Below are 17,754 nucleotides of genomic sequence, written 5' to 3'. Positions count from 1 at the left end.
ATTGTTCTTGGTTAGGGAATGAAATTGTAAAGGGTGATGCTCCATCAGTTAACACAAAGTACTTTGGTTGGATACAAGTAGAGATGGTTAAAATTAAAAGCCGTTATTAGTTCATGTGTTATTTAAACATGTAAATTGATAACGGCATTTTTTGTTTTTTTAGGAAAAACTTGGGTTTAATTACAGAATCTTTGAAATGTGGTAGGAGGTCTGCATTTCAAAGCTTATCAAACTGTGAACGTTAACATCTAGCTTTAATTTAGAAATACTCCCAATAATCTGATTAGATACAAATGCTACTTTTTTAGGCAAATTATTAATAAATATTCTTTTTTCTACATTTAAATAAGATGCAATTAATTCGGATGAGTTTTTAAATTTCATTAATTTATCTTTTAATGATATTGTTAAAGGAATGAAGAATTCAATATATTCCCTTATAGATCCCTCTGTAACATCATTAAAATGATAATTTCTATCCATAGGTGTACAATGAGGATCAACTGGTTTGTAATTAAGCAACCTTCTTCTTATAAATTTTCCTTCTTCACTCTAGAAATATTTTAACTCTCTAATTACCTATATTAGTTTCCTGTATATTCAAAAATAATATCAGTCTTAGTTTTAAATTAAATATTTAATTCTAAAATTTCTTTTTGAGATTTTAAATTTTTTTCTTGTTGTGATTATGGCGTTGAGTTAAAAAAACTCCTAAAAGTGTTATAAGACCAGGAATAGTATATTAAAATATTTCAAAAAATTACTCATATTTAGTCTCCCACACTATTAGTTACTCGAATTTATATAAATATAGACATTTGATTTTAGGGAAATGTTAGTTATTTACATTGCTTAAAACGATGAATTCATATAAAATATTACAAGGTTCGACAAAGGAGAGATCTTGTGAATAGAGTTAATTGGTTAGATATTGCCAAAGGAATTGGAATAGTTCTAGTAGTATTGGGACATTCTGTTCCTCAAATTGCCCCTTATATCTATTGGTTTCACATGCCACTATTCTTTTTTATTAGTGGGTACTTTCATAAACAAGAAGAAAACTTTGTTAGTAAGAAGGTAGTTTCATTATTAATCCCATATATTGTTTATTTAATTTTGCTCACTAGTATTAGATTCTGGCATTATGGTGCGCCAACAGATAAACGAATCCAAATCGACATGGAAAGATTTATCTTTGGAGGGCAACAATTAGGTGGTTTCTATACAGTGTTCTGGTATATTACCTGTTTATTGTTTACAGGAGTTATATTTTACGTAATGCTGAGTTATATAAAAAAAGAACTAACACTTTTATTTACAATACTCGGTTTGTACGTAATTTCTTATTATTTTTCAGTGAATTTTATGGCTATTGAAACTCCATGGAGTTTTGGGGTTGTTCCTTATGCATTAACTTTTTATTATTTTGGATATAAATCAAAGAAATTCCTATATAAGGATAATCAATTTTATCTTTTATTAATAAGTGTAGTACCTACTACAATTTTTCTGTTTTTAGATATTTTTGGAAATTGGTCATACAAAATGAACATGAAAGGTCAAATATTCTCAACTTTTGGTTTAGATATTATTATCCCGTTAAGTTTTATTATATTGACTATTTCAGTTTCAAAATATTTATCCAATTTAAAATTAATCCAAGGAATATTTAGTTACTTAGGAAGCGCTTCTTTGAGCATTATGTATATGCATTCATTTATATTAATATTGTTACCTTTTTATATTAAAGCTCCTTTAATAATAAATGTATTTATTTCTATATTAGTGCCTCTTATTTTTAATACTATTATAAAAAGGTACAAGCTTACAAATTTATTGTTTAATGGAAAGATATACTTTAACCAAAGTCAATATACTAACAACCTAAATACTCATAAAGGTGTTGCTTAAATTTAATTTTAACACTTAACAAAGGTTGAACTAAAATCTTCATATTTGCAATTTAATGATAAATCATAATAGAACTCGGTTTCGCTTTTATGATTGTAACCCTCTCTAATCCGTCAGAGAGGGTTATTTTTTTATTCATAACTACGATATTCAATTAGCATCCTATGTACAGTCAATTGGATTTCAATCATATGTATTTAGATTGTTACACTCGTTTAATGTTTTTATCTTCTCATCAACACTTTCTTTATTAAAAATAATTCTGATATTCCACCTTTGACTATAGAAAACATTACATAATCCTCAACTTTAATGATATAGATAAACTACTCACCAACTGAATATTCTAAATAACTAATCTCTTGCTTCGCCAGTTTATTATAAAACCCTTCTTTTTCTTTATTCGTTAAGGAAGTCGGAATGAAATAAGAGTGCCGTATAATAAAACGAACTAACTATCCATCTTAAAACAAAAAGTATAGCTTATTTATCAATTCGTTTTCTAATGGATTATCCTATGGATATTAAAGGGAAGAGGTGGTGGTTATGTTTATAGAATTTGCTTGTAGTGCTGCAATGGGATCATTTTTACTTTACTTAAAATTCAAATACGAAAATATTAGTAACAATGAAGATAAGATACAAAAAATTGTTGCTAATTGTGGTCTCAAAATTAAAGAGGGGGGATAGGAGAAAACAATTCAATTATTAAGAAGGACTAAAAAGAACTCGGGTGTGGAGTAGCTTATATAACCCCGTCAATACCGGGTCATATACTAACTGCTTAACTAGTTTTTTAGTAGTGTCCAAAAATAAGGTTATAGTTCACAATTTGTATTAAGGGGTTTTTGAGTTAACATCTGTTCTTGTAAATTCATCAGTACATGAGATTGTTTTCTCCATGTACTAGAAAGTTTTCAAATCGGTGATTCCACTTATAAAAAAGCATACTTTTTTTAGTAGTTTTTAATTGAATAATTTTTAGATAAAGACGATGTAACTTTTATCTCAGAGTATATGAAAAAAGCTTACCAATTGGTAAGCTATTTAATGGATCGTCCGATAAACACCAATTACTTTTCCTAAAATACTAACATTGCGTAAAATAATAGGATCCATAGTAGAGTTTTCTGGCTGTAAACGAATATAATCCTTTTCTTTAAAGAATCTCTTACAGGTTGCTTCATCTTCCTCGGTCATTGCAACAACAATATCACCATTATTAGCAGTCTGCTGCTGTCTTACAATGACCATGTCTCCATCTAGGATACCAGCTTCTATCATACTTTCACCCATAATTTCTAGCATAAAAACATGTTCCTCGTCATTAACATACCGATCAGGGAGTGGGAAATATTCTTCAACATTCTCAATTGCAGTAATAGGTAAACCCGCCGTTACCTTACCAATCACCGGCACGTTTACAACTTTACTTCTAGGAATATGAAGAGTTTCTTCCTCTTCCAAGATTTCTATTGCTCTTGGTTTAGTTGGATCACGACGAATCAATCCTTTTGATTCTAATCTAGCTAAGTGACCATGAACAGTAGAGCTGGATGCAAGGCCTACAGCTTCGCCTATTTCTCTTACAGACGGCGGATAGCCTTTCTTTTGAACTTCATCTTTTATAAAACTTAATATATCTTGTTGTCTTTTTGATAGTTTCGTCATCCTTTGTGACACCTCGGATTCCTGTAATATATGTTTATTATAGCATCATTTACCTATTAATACAAACATAAGTTCGAGAAAACAGTTGACTAGAATGTTTGTTCGTATTATACTTTAATCATAAATACGAACAAATATTCTTATGAGGTGATAAAATTGAAAAAAGAAACAATATTATATATCCTATCTTTCTTTGCTGTGGTAATAGCTGTTACAGGAGCTATTTCATATACTGGGACAAATGAAAATTTAGAAAACTTTCATCAAGTAGAAATTGAAGAAGGGGATAGCTTATGGAGTATTGCTGAACAATTCCACGAAAATGCTAACATAACAAAGCAAGACTTTGTTAAATGGGTGCAAGATAAAAATAAAATTCATTCAAGTGTTATTAAACCAGGTGATTTAGTTTTTGTACCAGTAGAGAAAGAACAATTATATCAATTTGAACAGATTGCTAGTGAATAGGAAGTCTATGTAGTTGCTGCTTTTTTCTTATACATTCTTATACAATAGAAATAATACGATTTTATTAGCTAGGGTGATCCAAAATGAAGGCAATCATTTATTGTAGAGTTAGTACAAATAAAGAATCTCAAGATACGTCAATTGAAAGGCAAAAAGAGGAATTAGTAAAACTTGCTGAAATACATAACATAGATGTAGTAAAGGTAATTGAAGAACGGCATAGTGGATATGACGTTGATCGAGATGGAATGATAGAGGCACTTGCACTTATAAAAGATAAACAAGCGAGTTTGCTTCTTGTACAGGATGATACCCGTTTAGGACGCGGACATGCTAAAATTGCAATTTTACATGAAATAAGAAAATTAAATGCAAAGGTATTTACTCTTAATGAACAAGGGGAGCCGGAATTATCAGAGAGTGATATCATGGTATTAAATATACTTGCTGCGGTTGAAGAATTTCAACGAAAACTAGTAAACTATAAGATTAAAAGAGGAATGGATCGAGCAATTGCAAAAGGATATAGACCACAGGATAATTTATCTAATATAGATAAGGGTGGAGGTCGTGAAAAAATTGATGTTCCAATTGAAGAAATCATTAAATTACGTAGTAAAAAACTCACTTTTCATGAGATAGCAGCTACACTTAGAGGTGTAGGTTATGATGTTAGTAAAGCTACTGTACATAGAAGATATAAAGAATATACTGAAAGTAAAACGATTGATCATATCTAGCAAACAGTAATTGATTATATGATTTCTCTTCTATAGGTTGCATAGGAGTTGTCATTTATGTCTTCTTTTAGTAATATGACATGTATGTTAATCACGATTTTACATTGTTAATGGAACTCTATTTAATTTTATTTTTAAGATTAACATGAGGACTTATTTGTGGATGATTTACCTAAAAAGATCGAGTTGGTTGACTAATATACATGCAGGCCGAAAGGAGAATGAAATGACTATGTTACCTAAAGAAAAAATTGATCGAATAAATGAATTATCAAACAAATCAAAATCAGAAGGTTTAACAACAAAAGAACAAGAAGAACAACAATCTTTACGTCAACAATACTTACAAGCTTTTCGTTCATCAATGAAAAATACGTTAAAAGGTGTAACAGTTGTTGATCCAAATGGAAATGATGTAACCCCACAAAAATTAAAAGATGAGAAGAAGTTTAATCTACATTAGAAGAATAGATCTTAATGATTTATTCTTTTTTTATTCATAAATTTTTAATAAAGGAAAAATACGAAGGTAAAACCTTTGTTACTTATAATAAAGACTTAATCATACGTTATATTTTTCATCATGCTGTATGGTTTCTGAAGACTTTATGGAGCTTTTGCACCAGAGAGGAAAAGATATTAGGTTAGGTATGGCTTCACAGTAGAGCGTCTAAATGCTTGAGTTTAAAGCTTATATCCATTAATTAAAAAGCTTAAAATCTTTCACTGCTTAACTCTATTAATATAAATAAAAAAATGTTAAACTCTTCGACAAAAATAGTGGCTTCTTTCTCCGTCTTAAGACAATTCTTGCTTTGATGATCTTTTATAATAATAGAAATAGATGATAGAGGAGGAGTGAAATGGTGAGACACTATTATATTTACTTAATAGAAGAAGAATTTGCTAGTCACTACTTTGGTCGGGAGTCTAAAATTTATCACCTGTTTCAGGACTTTCACTGGACTACGGTACGCTCAAATCATGTGGCTACACTTGAAAGACAAATTAATTATATTACTAAGCCTATTCCTTCATTATTTATACATCAACTACTTGGTACTCACTTATCAAACCGTGCGGATTATCAAAATATTCACCATATACATAAGATCGAACTTAAGGCTAATCGAGGGAATGCTACTTTAATTGTAAAAGACCGTCATTTAGAGCTTACCTCAGATGGAAGCTATGAGGCAGAAACGATTTTCTTTGAAGTTTTAAGAAAATTTGATCCGTGTTTTTTAGCAATGGATTTACATGGGGAAAGATATGGTTGGTTAAATCCTATAAAAGAAAGAAATTTTGGTTAAAAGTGAAGAAATTATAGTACAAATGTTGTATAATATCGTAGGGTTTAGTACACTGTAAGATAGACAACACGAAGGAGGAAAAATAATGGAATTATGGGTTGTTATTCTAGTAGGCATTCTAGCACTACTTGCTGGAGTTGCACTAGGATTTTTCATTGCGCGTAAATACATGATGACTTACCTAAAGAAAAATCCACCAATCAACGAACAAATGTTAAAAATGATGATGATGCAAATGGGTATGAAACCTTCCCAAAAGAAAATCAATCAAATGTTAAAAGCGATGAATGGCCAAATGAAATAAATAACGCTTGATATAATAAGGTTTTAAGCAATTTATACAATGAGTTTAACTACTTAAATTACTAAGGTGAGTTTATCCTGCATTGGATTTTACATAAAAATTGCTTAATCTTTCTTATAACAAACTCAAAACCACTTTTTCTGTTGAAAGATTCAGCAGCGAAGGTGGTTTTTTTATAAGAAAATGTAATATAGGAATATCTAAATCATTGTTTTGCAAAGGACTTTACTAAGAAATACTATGTTAAACAAAACAAACGTCAAGAGTTAAAACAGATTATTCTAATTGAGAAAAAAGCAATTACAGAATTAGAAAGTATTACTGTTCATGAACTAAATTCCTATATTAGAAATAAACAAAAAACAGGGTTTCTGCCACAAAATATTGTTTCATTGTATAAAAAGGTATCTACGTTAGATATTTACAATCTATGAGTGATGCACAGTTATTAGAAAAGGCAATATCTTCTAGTTCATTAATAATTTTCTAATAAATATGGTAAACATAAGTGATTTTATAAAGAAATAAATGGGAGATAACATTGATTATCAACAAACTTTCAAATGCTGAAATATATTATGGACTGCATCCTTGTAAAAAAAGTACTTCAATTTCTTATTGATAACGACTTGAATTCATAACACCTGGTAAATACGAAATTGAGGGCGATGACATTTTTGTTATGATTCAAGAGTACGAAACTATAAACGTTGAAATGGGCGTTGGGAATCTAATCATAAATACACGGATATTCAATTTATGATTCGTGGTAGAGTCCTTGAATTGTAGGGACTCTTTTTTATGCTCAATTTTAAGAAGGGGGAAACTCATGAGTAATGATTAATGACAGTAACAGATTTATATGGAAAAGTGATTCGTTAATCACGGAACCCATACTATTGTTTATTATTCATCGTCTGAGAAACGTAAAAAGAAGCTGGATGAGTGGTGTGATCGAGCAAGATTGCATTACCAAGTTTTAACTAAAATAGATTTATAAAGAGGATAACAACATAAATTACAACATAAGCAAAATTATCCTTATTAAATATTAAACACAGAAAAACAGTGAATTTTACTCAATGTTTTTCTGTGTTTAAATAAAAAATTAATTCATAAGGTACTTCTTAACTTAGTAGTTAGCCAAAAACGGTAGTATTTATGTAGATGGTAAATGATTCCATGGTACATAGAAATACAAATTTTTACATGGTAAAGTTTAGAAGAAGGGAAGGAGGGATGTTATGATGAAAAAATTATTTAATATTGGTATAGTATTTACTATTATTATGGGTCTGTTTTTTGCGATTGCGCCAATTGATAAAGCTTCTGCACTTAGTTATGATTATACAGATCCTTACTCAACAGGTTGTGCATATAAAAGTCCAATCACCTATGAAACAGAATATATCTATAAAAACGGTGTGAAAATTGGATATGTACAGTTAAAAGGAAGTGCGTATTGTCATACGGCTTGGGGTTACTTAAAGTTTTATTCGGCTGCTCCGTACGATTATTATGCGAATGTTTGGATTGATAGTTATAATGGCACTACAAAGAGAGGTTTTGCAAGTTGTGCCAATTCTGGTGGTAACGGATGGATCATGAAGGGTCAGACCTCCTGTTATACTGCTCAATTATGGGATAAAGATCCGTATAATGCTCTAGCCAAAGCTGGTATTTATTCTTCAAGTGGGGCTCTCATTCAATCTGCGAACACTGGTCGTTATTAAAATGTTATAAATAATAAATTAAATAAAATAAACCCACTTTGGACTATTCCTTAGTGGGTTCTTTTTGCTTTAGTTCCTCGTACATTTTTTTTACCTGAATTGATTAGAGTTAAATCAGAAGAATTAACCAGTATTTTTAGAATTCTACCTTTTTATATAGACAAATAGTATAACTATATGGTATGTTTTTCTTAAATGGAAAAGTGGACGGAAATGTAAGAAACCTTTATATGTCAAGCATTTGAAGTAAATGGGTATGAAACCTTCCCAAAAGAAAATCAATCAAATGTTAAAAGCAATGAATGGTCAATTAAAATAAAATCCCAATATTCGGGCTTTTATTTTATATTTTGCCGACATTTTTATATAAATGTTTTGATAGATAATCTTTTAGTAGATAATAATTGGTAATCATTCATTGAAAAACAATAGCACGCGAAGAAGCGTGCTTTTTATTTGGATTTGATTTAGTTGTTATTGTTGATTAATGACATTTTCGATATAAAAGATGAGTTACGAACCTCAGGAATAATAGACACGATTTTTTTGTTTAATATCATCTTTAATATACTGATTTAATAAAATATCTAACTCTTGGCTAAATTGTATTGATATTGTTGAATTTATCCCGTTTTTTAGGACAATGTCAATAAGCTCAGCTCGTTTCTCTTCAATTAGTTTAAGCATTTCATGTTTAGACACGAGAACTTGTCCTTTCTAATCATGTTTATTTTTATTAGTTAAGAATTATACTCTTATATTGAATGGTTTCAAAGGGAGAAGCTAGAAACTACATTGAATCTATTATAAGGTTATAATTGGAGAACGAAAAGAAGAAATTGTAAATTGTTATTGAATTGACATAAAAATGTCACAAGATCCTACATATAAATAAAGGTTAAATTTGCTAGAATAGAGAAGACATTCTGGTGTAGGAGGAGAGTAACATGGCAGATATAAACATTTTTTTAGCATTCGGAGCAGGATTTTTATCTTTTATTTCTCCATGCTGTTTACCACTTTATCCAGCATTTTTATCTTATATAACAGGTGTTTCTGTTGGGGAACTAAAAACGGAAAATGCTCTATTACAAAAGAGAAGTTTATTACATACGATATTCTTTTTAATCGGTTTTTCTTCTATTTTTATAGCATTAGGGTTTGGTACATCTCTTGTTGGAGAGATCTTTCATAATTATCAAGATCTGATTCGTCAAATAGGTGCCATTTTAATTATCGTATTCGGGTTAGTTATTGTTGGTGTTTTTACACCTGAATTTCTAATGAAAGAGCGAAGGTTTGAAATTAAAAATCGTCCTGCAGGATACTTAGGCTCTTCCTTAATAGGAATGGCTTTTGCGGCAGGTTGGACTCCATGTACAGGGCCAATTCTTTCTGCAGTTATTTGGTTAGCTGCAACAAATCCTAGCTCGGCAATGATCTATATGATAGCCTATATAGGAGGGTTTGCGGTACCATTCTTAGTTTTATCGTTCTTCATCGGAAAGCTGGGATGGATTAAAAAGCATAATTTGAAAATAATGAAAATAGGTGGATATTTGATGATAGGAATGGGTATATTACTATTCTTTGATCTAATGACATCGATTATCATTTTATTAACTCAATTATTTGGAGGCTTTACAGGATTTTAGTCCTTGGTAATTTGTTAAAAAAACATTTTTTGAGTCGAATTTACTATATCATTTTAAATTTTTTGATATAATGAATGTAGGAGTGAATGATGTTACTTTATAAAAAAACAAATTTCAAAAGAGGTTACCACAATGTCAAATTGCAATCGCCTTCACTATCGAAGTTTCAATATTAACAGGCTTTCTTTATCATTTTTTGGGAGGAACTAGGCATGGCTAGAATTTTAATTGTTGATGATGCCAAGTTTATGAGAATGACGTTATCAAATATATTAATAAAAGCGAATCATGAGGTCGTCGGAGAAGCTGAAAATGGGGTAGAAGCTATTGAACTTTTTGTAAAAGAAAAGCCAGATTTAGTTACTTTAGATATTACGATGCCAGAAAAGAATGGCATTGAAGCACTTAAAGAAATCAAACAAGAGTATCCTCAAGCTAAGATTATTATGTGTTCAGCAATGGGTCAACAAAAAATGGTTGTAGAAGCTATAGAAGCAGGCGCAAAAGATTTTATTGTTAAGCCCTTTGATGAAAATCGCGTTATAGAAGCAATTAACCGTGTACTAGGTTAAAAAGACGTGAAACCATTTATGATTATTTCTAAATGGTTTTTTGTTCGTTTAGCGAAACTATAAAATTCTATGTACTGTGGATAAGCGCTTGGCATCCAGCTCCAGCGCTTAAGCAGAAGTGGACTTCCCTCATCCCTCACCTCTGTACGATAAGTCAACATCGAATCGCTAACGCTCTTCGTGTTTCCTTTATCTCCTGCAGCTCAGTCCAGTCCATACGTCGCTAAACGGGCGCTTGCACTTTTGTTCATTATTAGGGATTTACATTCCTGATAAGAAATTAAAAAATCAAAGTTTTCGCCTTATAACTTGGTGAAATGCAAATAGGATTTAAATACTTTTATTAGTATTAAAATTAGTAATTTTAACAGGTTCTTTAAAATGAAAGTTTATGTAGGTAAATATGGTAAATTCGTTTATACTAAGACTATTACTCGTCTAGTAAAGGATTGATTTATTTGGTCACAATTATTTCTTCATTTTTTGCAATCGGTATGGCTCTGTTTGTTTTATTCATTCGAATAAAATCAGCTAAGAAGCCTGCAACTGCAAAGAAAATTATTTTGCCACCGATATTTATGAGCACAGGTGCCTTGATGTTTATTCATCCAATGTTCCGCGTAACTGCTGCTGAATTTTTTGAGGCTTTGCTTGTTGGAATGATCTTTTCCATTCTTTTGATTAAAACATCTAATTTCGAAATTAGAGAGGATAATATCTATCTTAAGCGATCAAAGGCATTTGCTTTTATTTTGATTGGTTTGTTACTCATTCGTATAATCATGAAATCATATTTAAGTAATACAATTGATTTTGGGGAATTAAGTGGTATGTTTTGGATTCTTGCATTCGGGATGATTGTTCCTTGGAGAATCGCAATGTTCTTTTCTTTCAAAAGGGTGAAAAATCAGTTAGATTCATCTTCTAATATACCAACAATTTAAATAGGACGCCGGTATTTTCATTATATGCACTTTTGCTATATTCACGAGCACTCAGCCACAGGAGTTTAATGATTAAGAACAAAAGCTCAGAGCGCCTTGAACAGCCTCGGGCAAATAAGACGCTCATGAATAGATGGTATTTTTTACCTTCAATTCGTGAGTGGCTGTAGACTCAAGTGGGGATTGCCGCTGGAGCTGGATGCCTAGCGCTTATCCCCAGAACTAGAATTTTATAATTTCCTAGACAAGAACAAAAGCTCAGAGCGCCCGTTTTAACGACGTAGAAAAAAGAGCACTCCGTAGTATCTAGCTGCGGTCCCTAGCTTCTTATTTGAGTCATATACCAATCAGCTACTCGAGAAGAATACCACAACAATCATCTGCTTGTACGAGCTAAGTTCACTAGGTGCTAGTTGTTAAAACACCGATGCAAAATTTTAATTATTTCTAAACGCAAAAAAAAACGAAACGAATTTTCGTTTCGGTTTTTTTAGAAAAGTGCTTTATAAGCTGAAAAATCAATTTGTTTTTCGTTCAATCTTTTTATCAAAAATTTATGATCGCGTTTTGGGGTAGCCAAAATATACCCGCGAATGACCAAATCTAATGTGATGCTTGATGCATTTTCCTTTAAAGCAAGTTGACCGATCTTACCAGCAATTTTTGCTCGTGCTACATCACGAAAAAGCTCTGGGACAGGTTCAACAAGATCTTCTAATAGATCTTTTTCATTTTGCTTCCACAGGTGTTTCGTTTTCTCAAGATAATAATCCTGCCAGTCTAAATCCGATTTCCCATCTTCTTTTGGCATTCTTTGAAGAAATTTTCGAAACATGAAAAATCCACCTATAGCAAACATTGAGATAAGAAAAACAACCCAAAAAAGGATAAACCACAAAAACCAACCTTCTAACATTTTGTTCACCTCTTACAAATACAAACTTTTCCCATATTAACAGGCAGTTAGAACCCGTTCTAAGTGAAATCGAGTTAGAAGTAGGTGCTAAACTGCCTGTATTGTTCGATACATCATTTCATATTACTATTATACACATGCAATGTAGTGTGTAAAACTATTCTTGGTGTCCAAAAGCATGGTGTTCTTTTGCTAAGAGGAGCAAAGCTTTTTTGACGGCTTCGACTTTTTTACGATCAAAAGCCGAACTCATTAAATCATTTAACTCAGCTTGAACATGAAACATTGAATGTTTAAAATGAATATCAACTCGAATTGTCCCAACATCTGTTGGTAGATAAACAAATTCATATGTATGTACCATCGTAGCTCCTCCTAGATATAACAATAATGGTATTAAATTAAATTTTTGCTTGTTAACGATTACACACCCTATAAGAGTATTTTGTATGTACTTTTATTTACCAATGGGCAGTTTCAATTAACAATTTTGCAAAAAAAGGATATCCTATATAAATAATAGCAGATTAAGCATAGATTATCACTCATTTATCGTATAAAAACAAAAAAGTGCCTGATTAAAAAATCAGACACTAGTCCCTTCCGATCCGTACATGGTTAAGTGTCCCGCAACAAGCGAATGTTTCGGAAGGGACATTATTAATTTATACAATATCACGCTTGTTTATGCGCGTAAAGTACCAATAGTTGTAAAAATAAATCACTACGGTAATAAAATGTTCATTAAGCTATCCAATTAATATTTTAATACAGGTAATAACCTTTAACTACAAGGGATCTGATGTGTATTGTATTTGAAAGCTTGGGTAAAGACTTTTTTTTAGCTATGTTTATTTGTATGGCTCTTTTCTAAGAGATTGTTGCTTTTAAAACGAAAACTATTTAAGGTTGATTGGAACAGATTGCGAGACACCTGCGGGAGCAGCGGGACAGGTGAGCCCCACAGGCGTTTACGCCGAGGATGCTCACCGCCCGCCCCGCGGAAAGCGAGCATCTGGAGTGGAAATCAACCACACCACATTACTTGGTAAATAGCAACAAAGTTTGCGAAAACAGCCATTTGTATAGAATGTGAAAGTAACTACAATCCATCTATAACTAAATATTCGTCATTAAATTTTATCATTGGTAAGTTAAAACACACATTAAATATATAAAGGGATTTTTTCATCTATATTGAATGATCTAGTAAATAGTATTTCTATTAAGAAATCAAGGTGAGGGGATACGATGATCGTTTATGAGGACAAAACTTCATTTGTCATGACTGAACAACATGAGCATGCATTATTATCAGAAGGTTTTGCACAACACTGGAAACAGGAACAATTTCTTGGAATTGATAAAAGAGATTCGGTTTTATATGCAATAGCTCAGCATGATCGTGCATGGATCGATGTTGATGAGTCACCTTTATGGAACGATGAAGCACAAGTACCTTTTACCTTTGTCGATTTTCCGATCTCCTTAAAGCTGAATTTTTATAAAAAAGGAATCGATGAGATTGAAGAGGAAAATCTATACGCAGCTTTACTTTGTAGTATTCACTATACTCAATTTTTTAATGAGTTAACAAATGATAAAAGAATTATCTTATTTGTAAATAAGGAGCTTTCAAGACAAAAGCGTCTTTTAAATGCGTTAAACCTCTATGAGACTGATAAAAATCTAGTTTTTCACTATAACTTGCTAAAATTTTGTGACAATATCTCACTTTTTGTATGTATGCAGGAACCTGGAGCAAATGGTGACAAAGTGCATAATTGGTTTAAAAATGGTCTTACTCAACCATTTTCGTTCTTTAAAGAATTTACTTTTCATGCTGTGTGGAAGAGTGAAAAGGAAATAATGGTAAACCCATTTCCTTTTACTGAAGAGTTTAAGCTTTCTATTCCTTTAAGACACGTTACTAAAGATCTTGTTAAAAAGTTGGGGATTCTAAAAGCATTTCAACATTCACCAATTGAAAATAGAACCGTTAAAATTATATCAAAATTAGCTTTGAAATAGAATAATAAAACGTTTTCAATTAAAATAATGAGAATCTAGGATTTTTTTGGTATGATTACTATGAAACTACTTTTAATGAGGAAGGAAGTACATAAATGAACAATTCGATTGCTGTACAATTATACACTCTACATGCAGAATGTGAAAAAGATTTTTATGGAACATTAGAAAGAGTAGCTGGATTAGGTTTTAATGGTGTTGAATTAGCAGGATATTGGGGAAAAGAAGCGGAAGATTTAAAGGCAACTCTTGATAGACTAGGCCTTAAAGCAGTTAGCAGTCACGTTCCACTAGAAAGAATGGAAGAAAATTTAGATGCTGAATTAGAATATTTAAAAGCTATCAACTGCAAAAATATTGTTTGTCCATACTTAGTAGAAGATAGACGTGGAGATTATTCACAATTAGCTAAAAGCTTAAACGAGATTGGAAAAAGAAGTCAGCAGGAAGGGATTTCATTAAGTTATCATAATCATGATTTTGAACTTGAAAAAGGTGATAGTGTTTCTCATCTTGAACAACTTTTTGCTGAAACAAATCCAGAGTATGTTAAAGCTGAATTGGATGTATACTGGTTAACTCTTGCTGGTGAAGATCCATTAGAATGGATGGAAAAATACACTGGACGTATGCCACTAATTCATTTGAAAGATATGACAACAGATAGCGATAGAACCTTTGCTGAATTAGGAACAGGTGGAGTAAATATTGAGGGTGTTCTTAAAAAGAGTAAGGAAACACAAATCCAATGGTATGTTGTCGAACAAGATAAATGTAACCGTTCTCCTTTCGAAAGTATTGAAATAAGTATCAACTATTTAAAAACTACATTACCTAAAATCGGATAAGAATAAAAAGAATGACAAGGGACTGTCCCCTCGAACAATACCAATGTATGTAGCTATTCATTAAGAAAATGCTAAATATTCGGTAAGGGGGCAGACCCTTTATTTTATTAAGAAATTATAAATTTCTTGTACTGTGGATAAGCGCTTTGACATCCAGCTCCTGCGCCTAGCGCCAAGTGAACTTCAAACTTCTTACACGATAAGTCAACATCGAATCGCTTACGCTCTTCGTGTTTCCTTTATCTCATACATTTAAAAGCGGAGGCGACTGTTCAGCTCTGACAAGCATAAGACGAGCAGATGATGGGGAGTGGTTTTCTCCTCAGGCAGCTGATTGGCTTATGACTTGAAGAGCTAGGAGCCGCAGCTAGATACGGAGTGCTCTTTTTTATACGTCGCTGATCAAGGCGCTTGCGCTTTTGTTCATATGTTCAGATCCGATTTTATTTCCTGTCTGTTATGTATTTTACGATAAGCTGTTGGTGTTACCTTCTTTTGTTCCCTAAATACACGAGAAAAGGTTTGAAAGGATCGATATCCGACTTCCAAAGCAATTTCTGTGACAGGAATTGTCGTGGATGTTAATAGACTACAAGCATGTCGAATTCGTACCTCATGTATGAAATGAACGAAATTAAGTCCCACATGTTCTTTAAATAATTCGCTAAAGTACGGGATACTGACATGAAATTGTTTTGCTATTTTAGATAAGGTTATATCCTCATCATAATGAAGATGGATGTATTGAATAATGTCCCATATGATGCCTTTTTTTGTTGCTCGTTTTTTGATAAAAGCAGACGAGTGATTCACCCGACGATTTCGTTCAAATAAAACTAATACCTCAGCCATTTTTGCTTTTAAAACAACTTCTTTATATGATTTATTACTCCTGTATTCGTCAAGCATTTCATATAAATGCTGTTTCATTTTTAAAAAATGCTCCTCATTTAGTTTTAGATATGGTTCAAGTTCAAATTCTCCTGAATCAGTTAATAGATTATGAAGACCAAGATCGTGGATGAGACCAAGATCAAAAATACAGTTTACAAGTAATAAGTGTGTTTCCCTCTCAGCCACAATCTCATGTATTTGATATGGGAGGATGAATGTAAATGTTCCAGGTTCCATTTTATGTTTCTTTCCATTGATAATTTCAAATCCGTGTCCTTCAATAACCAACGAAAATTCAAGATAATCATGGCGATGAGAAGGAAAAGTGGACTTGATTTCATTAATAGAAAGGTGAAACGGGAATGATGTATCCATATTAGGATATGAAGATAGATACATAGGGAATATTGTCAAAGCTTCAGTCCTCCTTTACAGAAAAAATGAGATAAATAGATGAAAAATTGATCAGCTTTTTTCCTCTATTTATCTTATCATAAATGTAAGCGTTATAATATTCTCTTTATATAAAAGGGATTTGATTGTTTTCAAATTGGTGTTTTAGTTGCAAAGATGATGGATACAAAAAAGTCTATCACTATTATAAGTATGGATATCATAGATTAAACATAACAAGGAGGAATATAAATGGAAACGAATAAAATAAGATTAGGGATGATTGGTGCAGGCGCAATTGGTAGTGTTCACTTAAATACTTTTGGAAAACTATCGGATGAGGTCATCCTTCAAGGCATTACTGATGTTTATTTACCACTAGCAGAAAAGCGAGCAGAGGAATATGGAATAAACACAGTGTTCAATAGTGCAGAGGAATTGATCCATGATCCACAAATAGATGCAATCATTATTGGTGTACCAAACAAGTGGCATGCCCCATTAGCTATTCAAGCGTTAAAGGCAGGGAAGCATGTACTTGTTGAAAAGCCAATGGGAATTAATAGTGAAGCTGCAAAGGATATCGTAAGAGCACAACGTGAAACTGGTAAAGTTGTCATGGTAGGTCATCAAATGAGATGGCAGTGGCAATTTCAACAAATAAAAGAACAAGTTGAAAAGGGATCATTAGGTAAAATTTATAATGCCAAGACTGGTTGGTTTCGTAGAAAAGGAATTCCTGGATGGGGTAGCTGGTTTACACAGAAGTCTGAAGCTGGTGGCGGTCCATTAATTGATATCGGGGTTCATATGCTAGATATAGCTCTTTATTTAATGGGAAATCCGAAACCAGTATCGGTTTACGGCTCAACATATGCTGAATTCGGTCCGAAGAAAAAAGGTATTGGTTCTTGGGGAACACCAAATTGGAATGGCCAATATGATGTTGAGGACTTGGCAACTGCCTTAATTAAAATGGAGGATGGTTCTACATTATCACTTGAAGTAAGCTGGGCCGTTCATATGGATACAAGTAATGAACCATTTATTCACTTAATGGGATCAGAGGGTGGTGCATCACTAAGCGGTAATCATGCAAAAATCTTAACAGAACAATTTGACCGTGCTATTGATATTGATCTTACACCACCTGAAGGTGAACAAGATGATCGTGCCCAATTAAGTAGACATTTTATTGAATGTATTCGTGAAGGAAAACAACCGATCACATCTGCAATGTCAGGATTAACTAATAACCTTATCCTTGATGCAATCTATGAATCTTCTATTACTGGTCGTGAAGTTGTGTTAGATTGGAATATTTAATTTTTTCGTTTCGGTATCCAAAATAGGGTACCGTT

At 32.1% G+C, this 17,754-nt stretch carries 19 protein-coding genes; 14 read left to right on the top strand and 5 right to left on the bottom strand.

Annotation, left to right across the window (positions count from 1 at the left end; genetic code table 11):
* The first annotated feature begins 906 nt into the window (after positions 1 to 906).
* On the top strand, positions 907 to 1,911 hold the full coding sequence (locus I7822_RS01200) for an acyltransferase family protein (protein WP_207974966.1): 1,005 nt from the start codon (positions 907 to 909) through the stop codon (positions 1,909 to 1,911).
* Positions 1,912 to 2,457: 546 nt separating this feature from the next.
* Positions 2,458 to 2,601 carry a hypothetical protein gene (locus I7822_RS01195; RefSeq protein ID WP_207974965.1) on the top strand — a complete coding sequence of 48 codons (144 nt, stop codon included), beginning with the start codon at positions 2,458 to 2,460 and terminating at the stop codon, positions 2,599 to 2,601.
* A 357-nt stretch (positions 2,602 to 2,958) separates the two neighbouring features.
* Here I7822_RS01195 and lexA read toward each other — a convergent pair whose 3' ends face one another.
* The gene (lexA, locus tag I7822_RS01190) at positions 2,959 to 3,582 is read right to left on the bottom strand and encodes a transcriptional repressor LexA (RefSeq protein ID WP_207974964.1); all 624 of its coding nucleotides are present in this window, start codon (positions 3,580 to 3,582) and stop codon (positions 2,959 to 2,961) included.
* Positions 3,583 to 3,738: 156 nt separating this feature from the next.
* Between lexA and yneA the strand changes: the two genes are divergently transcribed.
* The 6 genes from yneA to I7822_RS01160 all read left to right on the top strand — a co-directional run bounded on the left by yneA (position 3,739) and on the right by I7822_RS01160 (position 8,140).
* On the top strand, positions 3,739 to 4,050 hold the full coding sequence (gene yneA / locus I7822_RS01185) for a cell division suppressor protein YneA (RefSeq protein ID WP_207974963.1): 312 nt from the start codon (positions 3,739 to 3,741) through the stop codon (positions 4,048 to 4,050).
* An 83-nt stretch (positions 4,051 to 4,133) separates the two neighbouring features.
* Positions 4,134 to 4,790 (top strand): YneB family resolvase-like protein, encoded by a 657-nt coding sequence (locus tag I7822_RS01180; RefSeq protein ID WP_207974962.1) that lies wholly within the window; start codon positions 4,134 to 4,136, stop codon positions 4,788 to 4,790.
* Between the two features lie 232 nt (positions 4,791 to 5,022).
* Positions 5,023 to 5,253 carry a DUF896 domain-containing protein gene (locus I7822_RS01175; protein ID WP_207975228.1) on the top strand — a complete coding sequence of 77 codons (231 nt, stop codon included), beginning with the start codon at positions 5,023 to 5,025 and terminating at the stop codon, positions 5,251 to 5,253.
* A gap of 400 nt (positions 5,254 to 5,653) precedes the next feature.
* The gene (gene sirA, locus I7822_RS01170; protein WP_207974961.1) at positions 5,654 to 6,103 is read left to right on the top strand and encodes a sporulation inhibitor of replication protein SirA; all 450 of its coding nucleotides are present in this window, start codon (positions 5,654 to 5,656) and stop codon (positions 6,101 to 6,103) included.
* An 85-nt stretch (positions 6,104 to 6,188) separates the two neighbouring features.
* Positions 6,189 to 6,407, top strand: a complete 219-nt coding sequence (locus I7822_RS01165; protein WP_066337492.1) for a YneF family protein — start codon at positions 6,189 to 6,191, stop codon at positions 6,405 to 6,407.
* Positions 6,408 to 7,651: 1,244 nt separating this feature from the next.
* The gene (locus I7822_RS01160) at positions 7,652 to 8,140 is read left to right on the top strand and encodes a DUF2690 domain-containing protein (protein WP_207974960.1); all 489 of its coding nucleotides are present in this window, start codon (positions 7,652 to 7,654) and stop codon (positions 8,138 to 8,140) included.
* A gap of 522 nt (positions 8,141 to 8,662) precedes the next feature.
* Here I7822_RS01160 and I7822_RS01155 read toward each other — a convergent pair.
* On the bottom strand, positions 8,663 to 8,842 hold the full coding sequence (locus I7822_RS01155) for a Spo0E family sporulation regulatory protein-aspartic acid phosphatase (protein ID WP_307847656.1): 180 nt from the start codon (positions 8,840 to 8,842) through the stop codon (positions 8,663 to 8,665).
* A gap of 245 nt (positions 8,843 to 9,087) precedes the next feature.
* Here I7822_RS01155 and I7822_RS01150 point away from each other — a divergent pair, with 245 nt between their 5' ends.
* The 3 genes from I7822_RS01150 to I7822_RS01140 all read left to right on the top strand — a co-directional run bounded on the left by I7822_RS01150 (position 9,088) and on the right by I7822_RS01140 (position 11,311).
* Positions 9,088 to 9,795: a cytochrome c biogenesis protein CcdA gene (locus I7822_RS01150; RefSeq protein ID WP_207974959.1), complete on the top strand. Its 708-nt coding sequence runs from the start codon at positions 9,088 to 9,090 to the stop codon at positions 9,793 to 9,795.
* 212 nt (positions 9,796 to 10,007) lie between these two features.
* Entirely contained in the window at positions 10,008 to 10,367 is a 360-nt protein-coding gene (locus I7822_RS01145; protein ID WP_207974958.1) for a response regulator, read from the top strand.
* A 458-nt stretch (positions 10,368 to 10,825) separates the two neighbouring features.
* A complete protein-coding gene (locus tag I7822_RS01140) occupies positions 10,826 to 11,311 on the top strand; it encodes a CcdC family protein (protein WP_207974957.1) in 486 nt (161 codons plus the stop codon).
* Positions 11,312 to 11,801: 490 nt separating this feature from the next.
* Here I7822_RS01140 and I7822_RS01135 read toward each other — a convergent pair whose 3' ends face one another.
* Both I7822_RS01135 and I7822_RS01130 read right to left on the bottom strand, forming a co-directional pair.
* A complete protein-coding gene (locus I7822_RS01135) occupies positions 11,802 to 12,227 on the bottom strand; it encodes a DUF2621 domain-containing protein (protein WP_207974956.1) in 426 nt (141 codons plus the stop codon).
* Positions 12,228 to 12,384: 157 nt separating this feature from the next.
* Positions 12,385 to 12,591, bottom strand: a complete 207-nt coding sequence (locus I7822_RS01130) for a hypothetical protein (protein ID WP_207974955.1) — start codon at positions 12,589 to 12,591, stop codon at positions 12,385 to 12,387.
* A gap of 887 nt (positions 12,592 to 13,478) precedes the next feature.
* Between I7822_RS01130 and I7822_RS01125 the strand changes: the two genes are divergently transcribed.
* Positions 13,479 to 14,258 (top strand): DUF3891 family protein, encoded by a 780-nt coding sequence (locus tag I7822_RS01125; protein WP_207974954.1) that lies wholly within the window; start codon positions 13,479 to 13,481, stop codon positions 14,256 to 14,258.
* Positions 14,259 to 14,353: 95 nt separating this feature from the next.
* Positions 14,354 to 15,106, top strand: a complete 753-nt coding sequence (locus tag I7822_RS01120) for a sugar phosphate isomerase/epimerase family protein (protein ID WP_207974953.1) — start codon at positions 14,354 to 14,356, stop codon at positions 15,104 to 15,106.
* 423 nt (positions 15,107 to 15,529) lie between these two features.
* Here the strand turns inward: I7822_RS01120 and I7822_RS01115 are convergent, their stop codons facing one another.
* Complete coding sequence (locus I7822_RS01115) at positions 15,530 to 16,414, bottom strand: AraC family transcriptional regulator (protein WP_207974952.1); 885 nt, start codon at positions 16,412 to 16,414, stop codon at positions 15,530 to 15,532.
* 231 nt (positions 16,415 to 16,645) lie between these two features.
* On the opposite strand from I7822_RS01115, the gene I7822_RS01110 reads away from it, so the two are divergent.
* The gene (locus tag I7822_RS01110) at positions 16,646 to 17,719 is read left to right on the top strand and encodes a Gfo/Idh/MocA family protein (protein WP_207974951.1); all 1,074 of its coding nucleotides are present in this window, start codon (positions 16,646 to 16,648) and stop codon (positions 17,717 to 17,719) included.
* Positions 17,720 to 17,754 lie beyond the last annotated feature (35 nt).

It is taken from the genome of Metabacillus bambusae, from assembly GCF_017497975.1.
In the GTDB taxonomy this organism is placed as follows: domain Bacteria; phylum Bacillota; class Bacilli; order Bacillales; family Bacillaceae; genus Metabacillus; species Metabacillus bambusae.
This window is presented reverse-complemented; position numbering and strand designations above follow the sequence as displayed.